General features: G+C 53.2%; 13 protein-coding genes. 8 read left to right on the forward strand and 5 right to left on the reverse strand.

Annotated elements, in window-relative coordinates; all coding sequences use genetic code 11:
- Positions 1-4 precede the first annotated feature (4 nt).
- From thiC to thiH, 6 genes are read left to right on the forward strand one after another with little or no spacing between them, the layout of a single operon-like run.
- Positions 5-1,903: a phosphomethylpyrimidine synthase ThiC gene (thiC, locus tag HV037_RS22845; protein WP_181500159.1), complete on the forward strand. Its 1,899-nt coding sequence runs from the start codon at positions 5-7 to the stop codon at positions 1,901-1,903.
- Positions 1,903-2,538, forward strand: coding sequence for a thiamine phosphate synthase (gene thiE, locus HV037_RS22850; RefSeq protein ID WP_049270242.1), 636 nt, complete (start codon positions 1,903-1,905; stop codon positions 2,536-2,538). Before thiC ends, thiE begins: the two co-directional genes overlap by 1 nt.
- On the forward strand, positions 2,531-3,289 hold the full coding sequence (locus tag HV037_RS22855) for a HesA/MoeB/ThiF family protein (RefSeq protein WP_103284369.1): 759 nt from the start codon (positions 2,531-2,533) through the stop codon (positions 3,287-3,289). Before thiE ends, HV037_RS22855 begins: the two co-directional genes overlap by 8 nt.
- On the forward strand, positions 3,270-3,470 hold the full coding sequence (gene thiS / locus HV037_RS22860; protein WP_016155307.1) for a sulfur carrier protein ThiS: 201 nt from the start codon (positions 3,270-3,272) through the stop codon (positions 3,468-3,470). The genes HV037_RS22855 and thiS overlap by 20 nt, the downstream gene beginning before the upstream one ends.
- Before the next feature lies 1 nt (position 3,471).
- On the forward strand, positions 3,472-4,242 hold the full coding sequence (gene thiG / locus HV037_RS22865; protein WP_047415991.1) for a thiazole synthase: 771 nt from the start codon (positions 3,472-3,474) through the stop codon (positions 4,240-4,242).
- A complete protein-coding gene (gene thiH / locus HV037_RS22870; RefSeq protein ID WP_016157943.1) occupies positions 4,239-5,372 on the forward strand; it encodes a 2-iminoacetate synthase ThiH in 1,134 nt (377 codons plus the stop codon). Before thiG ends, thiH begins: the two co-directional genes overlap by 4 nt.
- Positions 5,373-5,492: 120 nt before the next feature.
- Here the strand turns inward: thiH and HV037_RS22875 are convergent, their stop codons facing one another.
- A complete protein-coding gene (locus HV037_RS22875) occupies positions 5,493-5,705 on the reverse strand; it encodes an RNA chaperone/antiterminator CspA (RefSeq protein WP_016155304.1) in 213 nt (70 codons plus the stop codon).
- Between the two features lie 1,090 nt (positions 5,706-6,795).
- Between HV037_RS22875 and HV037_RS22880 the strand changes: the two genes are divergently transcribed.
- Positions 6,796-7,101 (forward strand): PTS sugar transporter subunit IIB, encoded by a 306-nt coding sequence (locus tag HV037_RS22880; RefSeq protein ID WP_016155303.1) that lies wholly within the window; start codon positions 6,796-6,798, stop codon positions 7,099-7,101.
- A 4-nt stretch (positions 7,102-7,105) separates the two neighbouring features.
- Positions 7,106-7,423 (forward strand): PTS lactose/cellobiose transporter subunit IIA, encoded by a 318-nt coding sequence (locus HV037_RS22885; protein ID WP_047415986.1) that lies wholly within the window; start codon positions 7,106-7,108, stop codon positions 7,421-7,423.
- Between the two features lie 147 nt (positions 7,424-7,570).
- Here HV037_RS22885 and rpoC read toward each other — a convergent pair whose 3' ends face one another.
- The 4 genes from rpoC to rplJ all read right to left on the reverse strand — a co-directional run bounded on the left by rpoC (position 7,571) and on the right by rplJ (position 17,149).
- Positions 7,571-11,794 carry a DNA-directed RNA polymerase subunit beta' gene (gene rpoC / locus HV037_RS22890; RefSeq protein ID WP_016155301.1) on the reverse strand — a complete coding sequence of 1,408 codons (4,224 nt, stop codon included), beginning with the start codon at positions 11,792-11,794 and terminating at the stop codon, positions 7,571-7,573.
- 76 nt (positions 11,795-11,870) lie between these two features.
- Positions 11,871-15,899 (reverse strand): DNA-directed RNA polymerase subunit beta, encoded by a 4,029-nt coding sequence (rpoB, locus tag HV037_RS22895; RefSeq protein ID WP_003033111.1) that lies wholly within the window; start codon positions 15,897-15,899, stop codon positions 11,871-11,873.
- 320 nt (positions 15,900-16,219) lie between these two features.
- Positions 16,220-16,585, reverse strand: a complete 366-nt coding sequence (gene rplL / locus HV037_RS22900) for a 50S ribosomal protein L7/L12 (RefSeq protein WP_000028882.1) — start codon at positions 16,583-16,585, stop codon at positions 16,220-16,222.
- Positions 16,586-16,651: 66 nt separating this feature from the next.
- Positions 16,652-17,149: a 50S ribosomal protein L10 gene (gene rplJ / locus HV037_RS22905; RefSeq protein WP_005132895.1), complete on the reverse strand. Its 498-nt coding sequence runs from the start codon at positions 17,147-17,149 to the stop codon at positions 16,652-16,654.
- Between the last annotated feature and the right edge of the window lie 33 nt (positions 17,150-17,182).

Raw genomic sequence — 17,182 nt, forward strand, 5'->3', positions numbered from 1 at the left:
AGCTATGTCTGCCACTACTAAACCATCACGCCGCGAACAGCGCGCCCAAGCCCAACACTTTATCGACACGCTGGAAGGTACCGCCTTTCCTAACTCAAAACGCATCTACATCACCGGTTCGCAGGCGGATATTCGCATCCCGATGCGCGAAATCCAGCTAAGTCCTACGCTGATTGGTGGTACGAAAGACAACCCGCAGTTTGAAGAGAACGAAGCCGTGCCGGTGTACGACACCTCCGGGCCGTACGGCGATCCTGATGTGACGATTAACGTTCAGCAGGGTCTGGCGAAACTGCGCCAGCCGTGGATTGCGGCGCGTAATGATAGCGAAGAATTAGACGACCGTAGCTCCGCTTATACCAAACAACGTCTGGCCGACGATGGCCTGGACGAGCTGCGTTTCAGCGGCCTGCTGACGCCAAAACGCGCCAAAGCCGGCAAGCGCGTTACCCAGTTGCACTATGCCCGTCAGGGGATGGTTACCCCGGAGATGGAATTTATCGCCATCCGTGAAAACATGGGCCGCGAGCGCATTCGTAGTGAAGTGCTGCGCCATCAGCATCCAGGGATGAACTTTGGCGCTCGCCTGCCGGAAAACATCACCCCGGAATTTGTGCGTGATGAAGTCGCTGCGGGCCGCGCGATTATTCCTGCCAACATCAACCACCCGGAATCCGAGCCGATGATCATCGGCCGCAACTTCCTGGTGAAGGTGAACGCCAACATCGGTAACTCGGCGGTGACCTCCTCCATTGAAGAAGAGGTGGAGAAGCTGGTGTGGTCAACCCGCTGGGGCGCAGATACGGTGATGGACCTCTCTACCGGCCGCTATATTCACGAAACCCGCGAGTGGATCCTGCGTAACAGCCCGGTGCCGATCGGTACCGTACCGATCTACCAGGCGCTGGAGAAGGTTAACGGGTTCGCCGAAGATCTCACCTGGGAAGCCTTCCGCGACACGCTGCTCGAACAAGCCGAACAGGGCGTCGACTACTTCACCATTCACGCGGGCGTACTGCTGCGCTACGTGCCGATGACCGCCAAACGCCTGACAGGTATTGTCTCGCGCGGCGGTTCGATCATGGCGAAATGGTGTCTCTCTCATCACAAAGAGAACTTCCTGTTTGAACATTTCCGCGAGATTTGCGAAATCTGTGCCGCCTATGACGTTTCGCTCTCTCTCGGCGACGGCCTGCGTCCAGGCTCGATTCAGGATGCCAACGACGAGGCGCAGTTCTCCGAGCTGCATACGCTGGGCGAACTGACCAAAATCGCCTGGGAATACGACGTGCAGGTGATGATTGAAGGCCCGGGTCATGTGCCGATGCATATGATCCAGCGCAATATGACCGAAGAGCTGGAGCACTGCCATGAAGCGCCGTTCTACACCTTAGGGCCGTTGACGACAGATATCGCGCCGGGCTATGACCACTTCACCTCCGGCATTGGTGCGGCGATGATCGGCTGGTTTGGCTGTGCAATGCTGTGCTACGTCACGCCAAAAGAGCACCTTGGCCTGCCGAACAAAGAAGACGTGAAGCAAGGGCTGATTACCTACAAGATTGCCGCCCATGCCGCTGATTTAGCCAAAGGCCATCCGGGAGCGCAGATCCGCGATAACGCCATGTCGAAAGCGCGCTTCGAATTCCGCTGGGAAGACCAGTTTAACCTCGCACTCGACCCATTCACCGCCCGCGCCTATCACGATGAAACCCTGCCACAGGAGTCCGGCAAGGTTGCCCACTTCTGCTCCATGTGCGGGCCGAAGTTCTGCTCGATGAAAATCAGCCAGGAGGTCCGCGACTACGCCGCCGCACAAACCATTGAAATCGGAATGGCGGATATGTCGGAGAACTTCCGAGCCAAAGGCGGCGAAATCTACCTCAAAAAAGAGGAGGCGTGATGTACCAGCCTGATTTCCCGACCGTGCCGTTCCGCCTCGGGCTGTACCCGGTGGTAGACAGCGTTGAATGGATTGAACGCTTGCTGCAGGCAGGTGTGCGCACGATCCAACTGCGCATTAAAGATAAACGTGATGAAGAGGTCGAAGCCGACGTCATTGCCGCCATAGAGTTGGGGCGTCGCTATGATGCTCGCCTGTTTATCAACGATTACTGGAGTCTGGCAATTAAGCACAACGCGTACGGCGTGCATCTGGGCCAGGAAGACCTCGAAACCACCGACCTGAAGGCGATTCAGGCGGCGGGGCTACGCCTGGGTGTTTCCACTCACGATGATATGGAGATAGACGTAGCGCTGGCTGCTAAGCCTTCTTATATCGCGCTGGGTCATGTCTTCCCGACGCAAACCAAGCAGATGCCGTCGGCCCCGCAGGGTCTCACGCAGCTGGCAAGCCATAGTAAACGACTGGCGGATTACCCCACTGTCGCTATCGGCGGCATCAGCCTTGAGCGCGCCCCAGCGGTGCTGGCGACCGGCGTTGGCAGCATTGCCGTGGTCAGCGCCATAACCCACGCCGCAGACTGGCAGGCAGCCACGGCGCAGCTACTGGACATTGCGGGAGTCGGCGATGAATGACCGCGATTTTATGCGCTACAGCCGCCAGATCCTGCTCGGCGACATTGCCATTGAGGGCCAACAAAAGCTGCTCGATAGCCATGTGCTGATCGTCGGTTTAGGTGGACTCGGCTCGCCTGCGGCACTGTATCTGGCGGGAGCGGGCGTCGGCACGCTGACGTTGGCGGACGATGATGACGTTCACCTGAGCAACCTGCAACGGCAAATATTGTTCACCACCGATGATATCGCCCGCCCGAAAGCACAGGCGGCAAAGCGACATCTGGCACGCCTTAATCCGGACAGCGAGCTGGTCGCCCTTGAGCAGCGGCTGACCGGTGAGGCGCTCCGGCATGCGGTAGCGCGTGCCGACGTGGTGCTCGACTGTACCGACAACATGGCGACGCGCCAGGAAATTAACGCCGCCTGCGTGATGCTCAACACTCCGCTCATCACCGCCAGCGCTGTGGGCTTTGGCGGCCAGCTAATGGTACTGACGCCACCGTGGGAACAAGGCTGTTACCGTTGCCTGTGGCCGGATGATGTAGAGCCGGAACGCAACTGCCGCACCGCCGGTATCGTCGGCCCGGTTGTGGGCGTGATGGGCACCTTGCAGGCGCTGGAGGCAATTAAATTACTCAGCGGCATTGAAACTCCCAGTGGGGAGCTACGCCTGTTCGACGGTAAAACCAGCCAGTGGCGCAGCCTCGCGCTGCGTCGTGCCAGCGGCTGCCCGGTCTGCGGAGGACAACATGCAGATTCAGTTCAATGATGAGCCGATGCAGTGCGCCGAGGGACAAACCGTCAGCGGGCTGCTCACTGCGCTAAATCAACTTAAACCGGGAGCGGCGCTGGCGCTCAATCAGCAGATCCTGCCGCGCGAGCAGTGGGAGCAGCAAATCGTGCAGGAAGGCGACCAGATCCTGCTTTTTCAGGTTATTGCAGGGGGTTGATATGTTACGTATTGCCGACAAAACGTTTGATTCACATCTGTTCACCGGCACCGGAAAATTTGCTTCGTCGCAGCTGATGGTCGAGGCGATTCGCGCCTCCGGCAGCCAGTTGGTGACGCTGGCGATGAAGCGCGTGGATTTGCGCCAGCACAACGATGCCATTCTGGCCCCACTTATCGACGCGGGGGTGACGCTGCTGCCTAACACCTCCGGGGCGAAAACCGCGGAAGAGGCTATTTTCGCCGCCCAGCTGGCACGTGAAGCGCTGGGCACAAACTGGCTAAAATTAGAAATCCACCCGGACGCCCGCTGGCTATTGCCGGATCCGATTGAAACGTTAAAAGCCGCGGAAGCATTGGTGAAACTGGGCTTTGTGGTGCTGCCCTACTGCGGCGCGGATCCGGTGCTGTGTAAGCGGCTGGAAGAGGTCGGCTGCGCGGCGGTAATGCCGCTCGGCGCGCCCATCGGTTCTAATCAGGGACTGGAAACGAAAGCGATGCTGGAGATTATTATCCAACAGGCAACCGTACCGGTGGTGGTTGATGCGGGTATCGGCGTCCCCAGCCACGCCACACAGGCGCTGGAAATGGGTGCCGACGCAGTGCTGGTCAACACGGCAATCGCCGTGGCCGACTGCCCGGTCACGATGGCTACCGCCTTCCGTCTGGCGGTTGAAGCGGGCCTTCTGGCGCGCCAGGCGGTACCAGGAAGCAAAAGTTCGCAGGCAAGCGCCACCAGCCCGTTAACCGGATTCCTGGAGGCCTTCGTATGAAAACGTTCAGCGACCGCTGGCGCCAGCTTGACTGGGATGACATCCGCCTGCGTATCAACGGTAAAACCGCCGCTGATGTGGAGCACGCCCTCAACGCTTCACAGCTTAGTCGCGACGATCTGATGGCGTTGCTCTCCCCTGCCGCCGCCGACTTTCTGGAGCCGTTGGCACAGCGAGCGCAGCGCCTGACCCGGCAGCGCTTCGGCAACACGGTCAGCTTTTATGTTCCGCTGTATCTCTCGAATCTTTGCGCCAACGACTGCACCTACTGCGGCTTTTCCATGAGCAACCGTATCAAACGCAAAACGCTGGACGAAGATGAGATAAAACGAGAGTGTACCGCTATCCGTGAGCTGGGTTTTGAGCATCTGTTGTTGGTCACCGGTGAACATCAGGCAAAAGTCGGAATGGATTACTTTCGTCGCCATTTGCCCACCATTCGCCGCCAGTTTGCCTCGTTACAGATGGAAGTTCAGCCGCTGTCAGAAGCTGAATATGCGGAGCTGAAGACGCTGGGACTGGATGGCGTGATGGTGTATCAGGAGAGCTATCATGAGGCGATTTACGCTCGCCACCATCTGAAGGGGAAAAAGCAGGATTTCTTCTGGCGACTGGAAACGCCGGACAGGCTGGGCCGCGCAGGGATCGACAAAATCGGTCTTGGCGCGTTGATTGGTTTGTCCGACAGCTGGCGGGTCGATTGCTATATGGTGGCTGAACATCTGCTGTGGATGCAGCAGCATTACTGGCAGAGCCGCTACTCCATCTCCTTCCCTCGCCTGCGCCCATGCACCGGTGGCGTTGAACCCGCATCGATCATGGACGAGCGACAGTTGGTCCAAACCATTTGCGCGTTTCGTTTACTGGCGCCAGAAATTGAGCTGTCGCTCTCCACCCGCGAATCGCCATGGTTCCGTGATCATGTGATCCCGCTGGCGATCAACAACGTCAGCGCCTTCTCAAAAACACAGCCCGGCGGTTATGCCGATAACCATCCTGAACTGGAACAGTTCTCCCCACACGACGCCCGTCGCCCAGAAGCCGTTGCTGAAGCACTAATGGCGCAGGGGTTACAGCCCGTGTGGAAGGACTGGGACAGCTATCTGGGACGCGCTTCGCAGATGCCGTAAGTCCGGAGCAATCGCATAAAACGAAAAAACCCGCTTTCGCGGGTTTTTTCTTCACTGTCACTTAACTGCTCAGGCTCTGGCCTTCATCGCTATTGTAAGCATTAGTGAAATTATCGGCGATTACAGCGCGACAACGTTAACAGCAGACGGGCCTTTAGCGCCATTCTCCACAGAGAACTCCACTTTTTGACCTTCGTCTAATGTTTTAAAATCGTTACTCTGGATAGCAGAGAAATGCACAAACACGTCCTTGCTACCGTCCTGAGGAGTGATAAAGCCGAAGCCTTTCTCAGAGTTAAACCATTTTACTAAACCAGTCATTTTGTTAGACATAGATACTTCCTTTCATATTTTTGAGCCGCTTAAGCAGCGAAGATGGCCTGTTTTGCAGAAATTAACTTATGGGGCACTTAGGGAGGAGGCTCATGAAGAAGAGTATCTGAGGATAACGCTTGAACTGAGAACTGCTTTACTAAAACTGCTTTCATAAGGTCTGTGTATCAAACCGATGTCGCTATAGTAGACTTACTTCTAATCAATAAGCAAGCATTAATTTATTTAATAATCGATTAGCACCGAAATGTTACACCATCGCGGTTGAGCATTTCAGGTAACAACTTGATCTAAAATGAACAAAAGCCCTGACCATTGCAGTCAGGGCTTTAAGTTACTACACACTTCAAATTTAACATTAATAAACTTAACGATTTAATACTGCTGATGGTACTACTTTAAAATGTACACGTTTACTACAGATAATATTGGATATTGATACTAACTAAAACCGTCCTCTATTTACCGTTAAACACATTCCACCCGCTTGATAATAGAACTCAAGGCTGGTGACCTAAACAAGTACACTTCCCCTCGCGACATATACTCTTTGATGCGTTGCCTTATTTCCCTTGCGATAACCAGAAAACAGAAACCGCAAACATTTACTATTAAATCATGGCGTTACATCGTCGCGCTTTACTAACTATTTGCGATTAGATATATCAACTACGTGGCCTGAAAGCATTGTCGAGGTGAATAAATAGCGTTTTCAGCATCGACTATCCCATACAAAAATACTTCGTGGCCTTTATCGCAACCCCCAATCAAGCTCTACTAACACTTACTACGTTAACAGCAAACTACAATTTCTCCGCTGTTAAGTATTAACATACGGGTTTAAAAAACGCTGTCAATACTGTTTTTTATAACATGTCTTTATTAACAGTGATTATATATTCCTGCATATGATAAATGGGTCAACAATCGCCAAATCAGGGCCAGATCGTAGGGTTGAGCCTCTTTTTGTAACCGGTTTCAGAAAAAGTGACTTTCTTTGTGATGCCTTGCACACAATCGTTGCAAAGCAGTTGTTGCTGCGGCTGGCTCGCGATAATTATCAACCCACACATGTTGATCGAGACTGCTTATGAAAAACATCGTTTTATGCTGTGCCGCCGGAATGTCCACCAGCATGCTGGTGCAAAAGATGAAAGATGCCGCCCAGAAAAAAGGAGTCGACGTCACTATCAAAGCGGTCCCGGTGGCTGAGTTTGAAGAGAATATCGCCACTGCGGATATCGTATTGCTCGGCCCACAGGTTAAGTATGAACAGGCCAAGCTGCAGGCGCTCGCCGACCCGCTAGGAAAAAAAGTCGCCGTTATCGATATGATGGATTACGGCATGATGAAAGGCGATGCGGTACTGGACAAAGCGCTGAAACTACTGGAGTGATGGCATGGAAGAGTTAGAAACGATCATCATGGAATTATTGGTAAACGCCGGAGCTGCGCGCAGTCAAGCCCTGACGGCGTTGCAACTGGCGCGTAAAGGTGATTTCGCCGGGGCAGAACACGCGATGATAGAATCACGCGAGTATGTTAAACAAGCGCATAAAATCCAGACCCAACTGATCGGAATTGACGAAGGTACCGGCAAACTACCGGTTAATCTCATCACCGTCCATTCGCAGGACCACCTGATGAATGCCATGGTGATTCAGGATCTGGCAGGCGATATGATTGAACTGTATCGACGCTTACCACCAGTAAACTGATCGGATGGCGTAAGCCGTAGGCCTCATAAGCCTGGCGTCATCATGCCGGATGGCAGCTGCTGCCTTATCCGGCCAACATAATACATCTTAAATCCATCGACATAAAAAAACCCGCCGAAGCGGGTTTTTTATTAGCGTCAGCAACGATTAATCGTTGTCAGAACCACCCAGGCCTGCGTTCAGCAGTTCTGCCAGGCTGGCAGACGCATCTTCAGCAGTCACCTGCGGAGCAGCTGGCAGTTCGCCCGCTGCGCGGCGGCGCATACGATCCTGGTGGTACGCATAACCGGTACCCGCCGGGATCAGACGACCCACGATAACGTTCTCTTTCAGACCGCGCAGTTCATCACGTTTACCTGCAACAGCGGCTTCGGTCAGGACACGCGTGGTTTCCTGGAACGATGCTGCAGAGATGAAGGACTCGGTCGCCAGAGACGCTTTGGTGATACCCAGCAGATCGCGGGAGAATGTTGCACCCACTTTGCCGTTCGCTTCCAGATCGCGGTTAGCAATCTTGACGCGGGAGTATTCAACCTGCTCGCCTTCCAGGAAGTCGGAGCTACCAGCGCTTTCGATGGTGGCTTTACGCAGCATCTGACGAACGATAACTTCGATGTGCTTATCGTTAATCTTAACGCCCTGCAGACGGTATACGTCCTGAACTTCGTTAACGATATAACGAGTTACAGCATGCACACCACGCAGACGCAGGATGTCGTGCGGCGCTTCCGGACCGTCGGAAACAACGTCACCACGTTCTACACGTTCACCTTCGAACACGTTGAGCTGACGCCATTTCGGAATCATCTCTTCGTACGGCTCGCTACCGTCTACCGGGGTGATAACCAGACGACGTTTACCTTTGGTTTCTTTACCGAAGGAAATGATGCCGCTGATTTCAGCCAGGATTGCCGGCTCTTTCGGACGACGTGCTTCGAACAGGTCCGCAACGCGCGGCAGACCACCGGTGATATCCTTGGTACCGCCGGATTCCTGCGGAACACGCGCCAGGGTGTCACCAGAACTGATCTGTACGCCATCTTCCAACTGAACAATCGCTTTACCCGGCAGGAAGTACTGAGCAGGCATATCAGTGCCTGGGATCAGAACGTCGTTGCCCTGAGCATCAACAATTTTCAGTGCCGGACGCAGGTCTTTACCACCCGCAGTACGTTCTGCAGAATCCAGAACCACCAGAGAAGACAGACCGGTCAGCTCGTCGGTCTGACGAGTAATGGTCTGGCCGTCGATCATGTCAGTGAAGCGGACGAAACCACTCACTTCGGTGATAACCGGCATGGTGTGCGGATCCCAGTTCGCTACGGTTTCGCCGCCAGCAACCTGTTCGCCATCACCTTTCGCCATAACGGAGCCGTAAGGCACTTTATAGCTTTCTTTGGTACGGCCGAATTCGTCGATCAGTTTCAGTTCGGTGTTACGTGAGGTGATCACCAGTTTACCGCTGGAGTTAACAACCGACTTCGCATTGCTCAGACGGATGCTACCTTTGTTTTTCACCTGGATGCTGGATTCAGCAGCCGCACGAGATGCCGCACCACCGATGTGGAACGTACGCATCGTCAGCTGTGTACCCGGTTCACCGATGGACTGTGCCGCGATAACGCCGATTGCTTCACCTTTATTGATGATGTGGCCACGCGCCAGGTCACGACCGTAGCAGTGCGCACATACACCAAAGTCGGTGTCACAGGATACAACGGAACGGACTTTGACGGAGTCAACGGAGTTCTCTTCCAGCAGGTCACACCACTGTTCGTGCAGCAGCGTGTTGCGTGGAACCAGAATATCCGCCGTACCCGGCTTCAGAACGTCTTCAGCAGTCACACGACCCAGAACGCGATCGCGCAGCGGTTCTTTAACGTCACCACCCTCGATAACCGGGGTCATGGTGATGCCTTCCAGCGTGCCGCAATCGTCTTCAGTAACAACCAAGTCCTGCGCAACGTCAACCAGACGACGAGTCAGATAACCGGAGTTCGCTGTTTTCAGTGCGGTATCCGCCAGACCTTTACGAGCACCGTGAGTAGAGATGAAGTACTGGAGTACGTTCAGACCTTCACGGAAGTTCGCGGTGATTGGCGTTTCGATGATGGAGCCATCTGGCTTAGCCATCAGACCACGCATACCAGCCAGCTGACGAATCTGTGCTGCAGAACCACGCGCACCGGAGTCGGCCATCATGTAGATGCTGTTGAAGGAAACCTGCTGCTCTTCTACGCCGTCACGGTTAATCACGGTTTCGGTTTGCAGGTTATCCATCATCGCTTTGGATACACGATCGTTCGCCGCAGCCCAGATATCGATAACTTTGTTATAGCGTTCGCCCGCGGTTACCAGACCAGACTGGAACTGCTCCTGGATCTCAGCAACTTCAGCTTCCGCTTCAGAGATGATCTCGTGTTTCTTCTCTGGGATGACCATGTCATCAATACCAACAGATGCACCTGAACGCGCTGCATAAGCAAAGCCGGTGTACATTGTCTGGTCAGCGAAGATAACGGTCGGCTTCAGGCCCAGAATGCGGTAACAGGTGTTCAGCATTTTGGAGATTGCTTTCTTGCCCAGCGCCTGGTTGACGATGGAGAAAGGCAGACCTTTCGGTACGATCATCCACAGAATGGCGCGACCAACGGTCGTGTCTTTCAGGCTGGTGTGCGCAACGAATTCGCCGTTTTCATCTTTTTCGTATTCAGTGATACGCACTTTAACGCGCGCATGCAGAGAGGCCAGACCTGCGCGATAGATACGCTCAGCTTCTTTCGGGCCAGTCAGCACCATGCCTTCGCCTTTGGCGTTAACACAGTCACGGGTCATGTAGTACAGACCCAATACAACGTCCTGAGACGGAACGATGATAGGTTCGCCGTTCGCCGGAGACAGGATGTTGTTGGTAGACATCATCAGCGCACGCGCTTCGAGCTGGGCTTCCAGCGTCAGCGGTACGTGAACAGCCATCTGGTCACCATCGAAGTCGGCGTTATATGCCGCACAAACCAGCGGGTGCAGCTGGATAGCTTTACCTTCGATCAGTACCGGTTCAAATGCCTGGATACCCAGACGGTGCAGGGTTGGTGCACGGTTCAGCAGTACCGGGTGTTCGCGGATAACTTCGTCCAGGATATCCCAAACGACAGCTTCTTCACGCTCAACCATTTTCTTAGCGGCTTTGATGGTGGTGGCCAGGCCACGCAGTTCCAGCTTGCCGTAAATGAACGGTTTGAACAGTTCCAGTGCCATTTTCTTCGGCAGACCGCACTGATGCAGACGCAGGTATGGACCTACGGTGATTACAGAACGACCGGAGTAGTCAACACGCTTACCGAGCAGGTTCTGACGGAAACGACCCTGTTTACCTTTGATCATATCGGCCAAAGATTTCAGAGGACGTTTGTTAGAACCGGTGATCGCACGACCACGACGACCGTTATCCAGCAGGGCGTCAACCGCTTCCTGCAGCATACGTTTTTCGTTACGTACGATGATGTCCGGCGCAGCCAGATCCAGCAGACGTTTCAGACGGTTGTTACGGTTGATCACGCGACGGTACAGATCGTTCAGATCCGATGTTGCGAAACGACCACCATCCAGCGGAACCAGCGGACGCAGATCTGGCGGCAGAACCGGCAGAACGGTCAGGATCATCCACTCTGGCTTGTTGCCAGACTGTACGAATGCTTCCAGCAGTTTGATACGTTTGGTCAGCTTCTTACGCTTGGTTTCGGAGTTGGTTTCGTTCAGCTCTTCGCGCAGAGTTTCGCACTCTTGCTCCAGATCCATACTCTTCAGCAGGGCCTGGATTGCTTCCGCACCCATCTTCGCGTCGAATTCGTCACCGAACTCTTCCAGCGCGTCCAGATACTGCTCTTCAGTCAGGATCTGTTGACGTTCCAGGTTAGTCATACCGCCTTCGATAACCACATAAGATTCGAAGTACAGTACGCGTTCGATATCGCGCAGCGGCATATCGAGCAGCAGACCGATACGGGACGGCAGAGATTTCAGGAACCAGATGTGAGCGGTCGGAGACGCCAGCTCGATGTGGCCCATACGCTCACGGCGTACTTTAGTCTGGGTCACTTCAACGCCGCACTTCTCACAGATCACACCGCGGTGTTTCAGGCGCTTGTACTTACCGCACAGGCACTCATAGTCTTTTACCGGCCCAAAGATACGGGCGCAGAAAAGGCCGTCACGTTCAGGTTTGAACGTACGGTAGTTGATGGTTTCCGGCTTCTTAACTTCACCGAAAGACCATGAACGGATCATGTCTGGCGAGGCCAGAGCAATTTTGATCGCATCAAACTCTTCGGTTTTAGTCTGCGCTTTCAGAAACTTTAATAAATCTTTCACGGATTTGCTCCCGTCGGAGTTAGCACAATCTGGCGCTGGCTGTTACGCCAGCACCAGTGACCTGTTTGATCGAGAGTTACTCGTCTTCCAGCTCGATGTTGATACCCAGCGAACGAATCTCTTTCAACAGTACGTTGAAGGATTCCGGCATGCCTGGTTCCATCTGATGGTTGCCGTCCACGATGTTTTTATACATCTTAGTACGACCGTTCACGTCATCAGACTTAACGGTGAGCATTTCCTGCAGGGTGTATGCCGCGCCGTATGCTTCAAGCGCCCACACTTCCATCTCCCCGAAGCGCTGACCACCGAACTGAGCCTTACCACCCAGCGGCTGCTGAGTAACCAGGCTGTAAGAACCGGTAGAACGCGCATGCATCTTGTCATCAACCAGGTGGTTCAGTTTCAGCATGTACATGTAGCCAACGGTAACCTGGCGCTCGAACTGCTCACCGGTACGACCGTCGAACAGTGTGATCTGACCGGAAGTCGGCAGGCCACCCAGCTGTAACAGTTCCTTGATTTCAGACTCTTTCGCACCGTCGAACACCGGCGTTGCGATCGGCATACCTTTTTTCAGGTTTTCAGCCAGACGCAGAACTTCTTCATCGCTGAAGGTATTCAGGTCAACTTTCTGACGAACATCTGAACCCAGATCGTAAGCACGCTGGATGAATTCGCGCAGTTTCGCGACTTCCTGCTGCTGTTTCAGCATGGCGTTGATCTTATCGCCGATACCTTTCGCAGCCATACCCAGGTGGGTTTCAAGGATCTGACCGATGTTCATACGCGATGGTACGCCCAGCGGGTTCAGCACGATATCTACCGGCGTACCGTTAGCATCGTGTGGCATATCTTCGATCGGGTTGATCTTAGAGATTACACCTTTGTTACCGTGACGACCTGCCATCTTATCACCAGGCTGGATCCGACGTTTAACCGCCAGATAAACCTTAACAATCTTCAGCACGCCCGGTGCCAGATCGTCGCCCTGAGTGATTTTACGGCGTTTCGCTTCGAGTTTTTTCTCGAACTCGTGTTTCAGTTCGTCGTACTGCTCAGCCAGTTGTTCCAGCTGATTTTGTTTCTCTTCGTCGGTCAGGCCGAGTTCTAACCAGCGATCGCGCGGCAGTTTGTCGAGCTTCTCAGCTTCAACACCACCGGAAACCAGCACAGCGTAGATACGGCTGAACAGGCCAGCTTCGAGGATTTGCAGTTCTTCAGACAGGTCTTTTTTCGCCTGCTTCAGCTGCATCTCTTCGATTTCCAGCGCACGTTTGTCTTTTTCTACGCCATCGCGAGTAAAGACCTGAACGTCGATAATCGTACCGGAAACACCGTTTGGCACGCGCAGAGAAGAGTCTTTAACGTCAGACGCTTTCTCACCGAAGATCGCACGCAGCAGCTTCTCTTCTGGCGTCAGCTGGGTTTCACCTTTCGGCGTTACCTTACCAACCAGAATATCGCCACCGGTTACTTCCGCGCCGATATAAACGATACCGGATTCATCCAGTTTGGAGAGCGCAGCTTCACCCACGTTCGGGATGTCAGCGGTGATCTCTTCCGGCCCCAGCTTGGTGTCACGGGACACACATGCCAGTTCCTGAATGTGGATGGTGGTGAAACGGTCTTCCTGGACAACACGCTCAGATACGAGGATGGAGTCTTCGAAGTTGTAACCATTCCATGGCATGAATGCCACGCGCATGTTCTGACCGAGCGCCAGTTCACCGAGGTCGGTGGACGGACCGTCTGCCAGCACATCACCACGTTCAACCGGCTCGCCCAGAGATACGCAAGGCATCTGGTTGATACAGGTGTTCTGGTTAGAACGGGTGTATTTGGTCAGGTTATAAATGTCGATACCTGCTTCGCCCGGGTACATCTCGTCTTCGTTAACTTTGATAACGATACGGGAAGCATCCACGTACTGGACGGTACCGCCACGTTTAGCAACTGCGGTAACACCGGAGTCGACGGCAACAGCACGTTCCATACCGGTACCAACCAGCGGCTTATCAGCACGCAGAGTCGGAACCGCCTGACGTTGCATGTTCGCACCCATCAATGCACGGTTGGCGTCATCGTGTTCCAGGAACGGGATCAGGGACGCACCGACGGATACCACCTGCTGGGTGGATACGTCCATGTAGTCAACCTGGTCACGGCTGAACAAGCTGGATTCGCCTTTGCTACGGCAGGTAACCAGATCTTCTACAAAGTGGCCTTCGTCATCCAGGTTGGAGTTCGCCTGAGCGATAACGTAGTTGCCTTCTTCGATAGCAGACAGGTAATGAATTTCGTCAGTTACAACACCGTCGGTCACTTTACGGTACGGAGTCTCGAGGAAGCCGTATTCGTTAGTCTGTGCGTACACAGACAAGGAGTTGATCAGACCGATGTTCGGACCTTCAGGCGTTTCGATTGGACATACGCGACCGTAGTGAGTCGGGTGTACGTCTCGAACTTCGAAGCCTGCGCGTTCACGGGTCAAACCGCCTGGGCCGAGTGCAGAGATACGACGTTTGTGCGTAATCTCAGACAGCGGGTTGTTCTGGTCCATAAACTGAGACAGCTGGCTGGAACCAAAGAACTCTTTCACTGCTGCAGAAATCGGCTTAGCGTTGATCATATCCTGAGGCATCAGGGTATCCAGATCGCCCAGAGACAGACGCTCTTTCACCGCACGCTCAACACGTACCAGGCCAACGCGGAACTGGTTTTCCGCCATTTCGCCTACGGAACGGATACGACGGTTACCGAGGTGGTCGATATCATCGACTTCGCCTTTACCGTTACGGATATCGATGAGCTTCTTCATCACTTCGATGATGTCATCTTTGCTCAGGATACCGGAACCTTCGATTTCGTCGCGCAGCAGAGAACGGTTGAACTTCATACGACCAACCGCAGACAGGTCATAGCGGTCTTCGGAGAAGAACAGGTTCTCGAACAGGCTTTCAGCAGCTTCACGCGTCGGCGGCTCACCAGGGCGCATCATGCGGTAGATTTCTACCAGCGCGCTCAGACGATCGTTGGTTGGGTCGACGCGTACAGTTTCAGAAATGTACGGACCGTGGTCCAGATCGTTGGTGAACAGCGTTTCGATACGCTTGTGGCCAGACTGGCTCAGCTTAGCCAGCAGATCCAGACTCAGCTCCATGTTAGCTGCGCAGATCAGCTCGCCAGTAGATTCGTCAACGTAGTCTTTAGCCGCAACTTTACCAGCAATGTATTCAACCGGAACTTCGATATGTTTGATATCGTCTTTTTCCAGTTGGCGAATGTGGCGCGCAGTGATGCGACGGCCTTTTTCGACGTAGACTTTGCCGTTAGCTTCGATGTCAAAGGAGGCGGTTTCACCACGCAGGCGTTCCGGCACCAGTTCCATCTGCAGCTTGTTGTCACGAATTTCGAAAACAACTTTCTCAAAGAACAGGTCAAGGATCTGCTCAGTGGTGTAGTTCAGTGCACGCAGAATAATGGTCGCAGGCAGTTTACGGCGACGGTCAATACGTACGAACAGGTTGTCCTTCGGATCGAATTCGAAGTCCAGCCAGGAACCACGGTAAGGGATGATTCGCGCGTTATACAGCACTTTACCCGAAGAGTGGGTTTTACCTTTGTCGGAGTCAAAGAAGACGCCAGGACTACGGTGCAGCTGAGAAACGATAACACGCTCAGTACCGTTGATAACAAAGGTACCGTTGTCTGTCATGAGCGGAATTTCGCCCATGTAGACTTCTTGTTCTTTAATGTCTTTTACGGTGCCTTCCGGCGCTTCGCGCTCGTAGATCACCAGGCGCAGTTTTACGCGCAGCGGTGCGGAATAGGTCACGCCACGGATCTGACATTCCTGAACGTCAAACACCGGTTCGCCAAGGCGGTAGCTGACGTATTGCAGCTCGGAATTACCGCTGTAGCTCTGAATCGGGAAAACGGAACGGAAAGCTGCTTCCAGACCATACTGCCCTTCAGGATCTTGCTCGATGAACTTCTGAAACGAGTCAAGCTGGATAGAAAGGAGATAAGGTATGTCCAACACTTGCGGACGTTTACCAAAATCCTTACGAATACGTTTTTTCTCGGTATAGGAGTAAACCATTAGGGTTCCTCAGCTCGCTGACAAGTCGACCCATCTGTCCGACGAAGGGACAGTTTGTGCAACACTATTTTGTTGACCGGAAAATCGAATACTTTCCGCAATGCCTGTTGCTATCACGCTTAAACCATTTCATTGCGATTTACACAGAACTGACGTTCTGTCGCAGTATATTAAGACGTCGATAGAAACAAGCATTGAAAGGCACAGCAGTAGTCAAACAGTGTGAAATGCTACTGGCGCCTTACAGCGCAAAAAGGCTGGTGACTAAAAAGTCACCAGCCATCAGCCTAATTTCTTAGGCTGCAACCAGAAAAGTTGGCTTATTTAACTTCAACTTCAGCGCCAGCTTCTTCCAGAGATTTTTTCAGTGCTTCTGCGTCGTCTTTGCTCACGCCTTCTTTCAGCGCAGCCGGTGCAGATTCTACCAGGTCTTTAGCTTCTTTCAGACCCAGGCCAGTTGCGCCACGTACTGCTTTGATAACAGCAACTTTGTTAGCGCCAGCAGCTTTCAGAATTACGTCGAATTCAGTTTTTTCTTCAGCAGCTTCAGCCGGGCCAGCAGCTACAGCTACAGCAGCAGCAGCAGAAACACCGAATTTTTCTTCCATTGCAGAAATCAGTTCTACAACGTCCATTACGGACATAGCGGATACTGCTTCAATGATTTGATCTTTAGTGATAGACATTTAAATTGTTCCTGAAAATCAGAATAAGTTTATACGTAAGCAGATGCTTTACAAAGATAACTGCGATTAAGCAGCTTCTTTCGCATCGCGTACAGCAGCCAGAGTACGAACCAGTTTGCCAGCCGAAGCTTCTTTCATGGTTGCCATCAGGCGTGCAATTGCTTCTTCGTAGGTCGGCAGAGTTGCCAGGCGATCGATATTCGATGCCGTAATCAACTCACCTTCAAAGGCTGCGGCTTTGACCTCAAATTTTGCATTCGCTTTCGCGAACTCTTTGAACAGACGAGCAGCAGCGCCCGGGTGTTCCATAGAGTATGCAATCAGGGTCGGACCAACAAACGTGTCTTTCAGGCACTCGAACTGAGTACCTTCAACGACGCGGCGCAGCAGGGTGTTACGAACAACACGCATGTATACGCCAGCTTCACGACCTGCTTTACGCAGTTCAGTCATTTTATCTACAGTTACGCCACGGGAATCCGCAACTACTGCAGACAGCGCGCCTTTGGCTACTTCGCTGACTTCAGCAACAATCGCTTGTTTGTCTTGAAGATTTAAAGCCATTAGCTTTGCTCCTGGATGTTTGCCGGAACTCAT

This window comes from Citrobacter sp. RHBSTW-00017, assembly GCF_013797615.1.
Lineage (GTDB): Bacteria > Pseudomonadota > Gammaproteobacteria > Enterobacterales > Enterobacteriaceae > Citrobacter > Citrobacter braakii.

Bases quoted from the DNA above. Each gene is read 5' to 3' on its own strand.
- thiC (WP_181500159.1), top strand. From the start codon at position 5: ATGTCTGCCACTACTAAACCATCACGCCGCGAACAGCGCGCCCAAGCC.
- thiE (WP_049270242.1), top strand. From the start codon at position 1,903: ATGTACCAGCCTGATTTCCCGACCGTGCCGTTCCGCCTCGGGCTGTAC.
- HV037_RS22855 (WP_103284369.1), top strand. From the start codon at position 2,531: ATGAATGACCGCGATTTTATGCGCTACAGCCGCCAGATCCTGCTCGGC.
- thiS (WP_016155307.1), top strand. From the start codon at position 3,270: ATGCAGATTCAGTTCAATGATGAGCCGATGCAGTGCGCCGAGGGACAA.
- thiG (WP_047415991.1), top strand. From the start codon at position 3,472: ATGTTACGTATTGCCGACAAAACGTTTGATTCACATCTGTTCACCGGC.
- thiH (WP_016157943.1), top strand. From the start codon at position 4,239: ATGAAAACGTTCAGCGACCGCTGGCGCCAGCTTGACTGGGATGACATC.
- HV037_RS22875 (WP_016155304.1), bottom strand. From the start codon at position 5,705: ATGTCTAACAAAATGACTGGTTTAGTAAAATGGTTTAACTCTGAGAAA.
- HV037_RS22880 (WP_016155303.1), top strand. From the start codon at position 6,796: ATGAAAAACATCGTTTTATGCTGTGCCGCCGGAATGTCCACCAGCATG.
- HV037_RS22885 (WP_047415986.1), top strand. From the start codon at position 7,106: ATGGAAGAGTTAGAAACGATCATCATGGAATTATTGGTAAACGCCGGA.
- rpoB (WP_003033111.1), bottom strand. From the start codon at position 15,899: ATGGTTTACTCCTATACCGAGAAAAAACGTATTCGTAAGGATTTTGGT.
- rplL (WP_000028882.1), bottom strand. From the start codon at position 16,585: ATGTCTATCACTAAAGATCAAATCATTGAAGCAGTATCCGCTATGTCC.
- rplJ (WP_005132895.1), bottom strand. From the start codon at position 17,149: ATGGCTTTAAATCTTCAAGACAAACAAGCGATTGTTGCTGAAGTCAGC.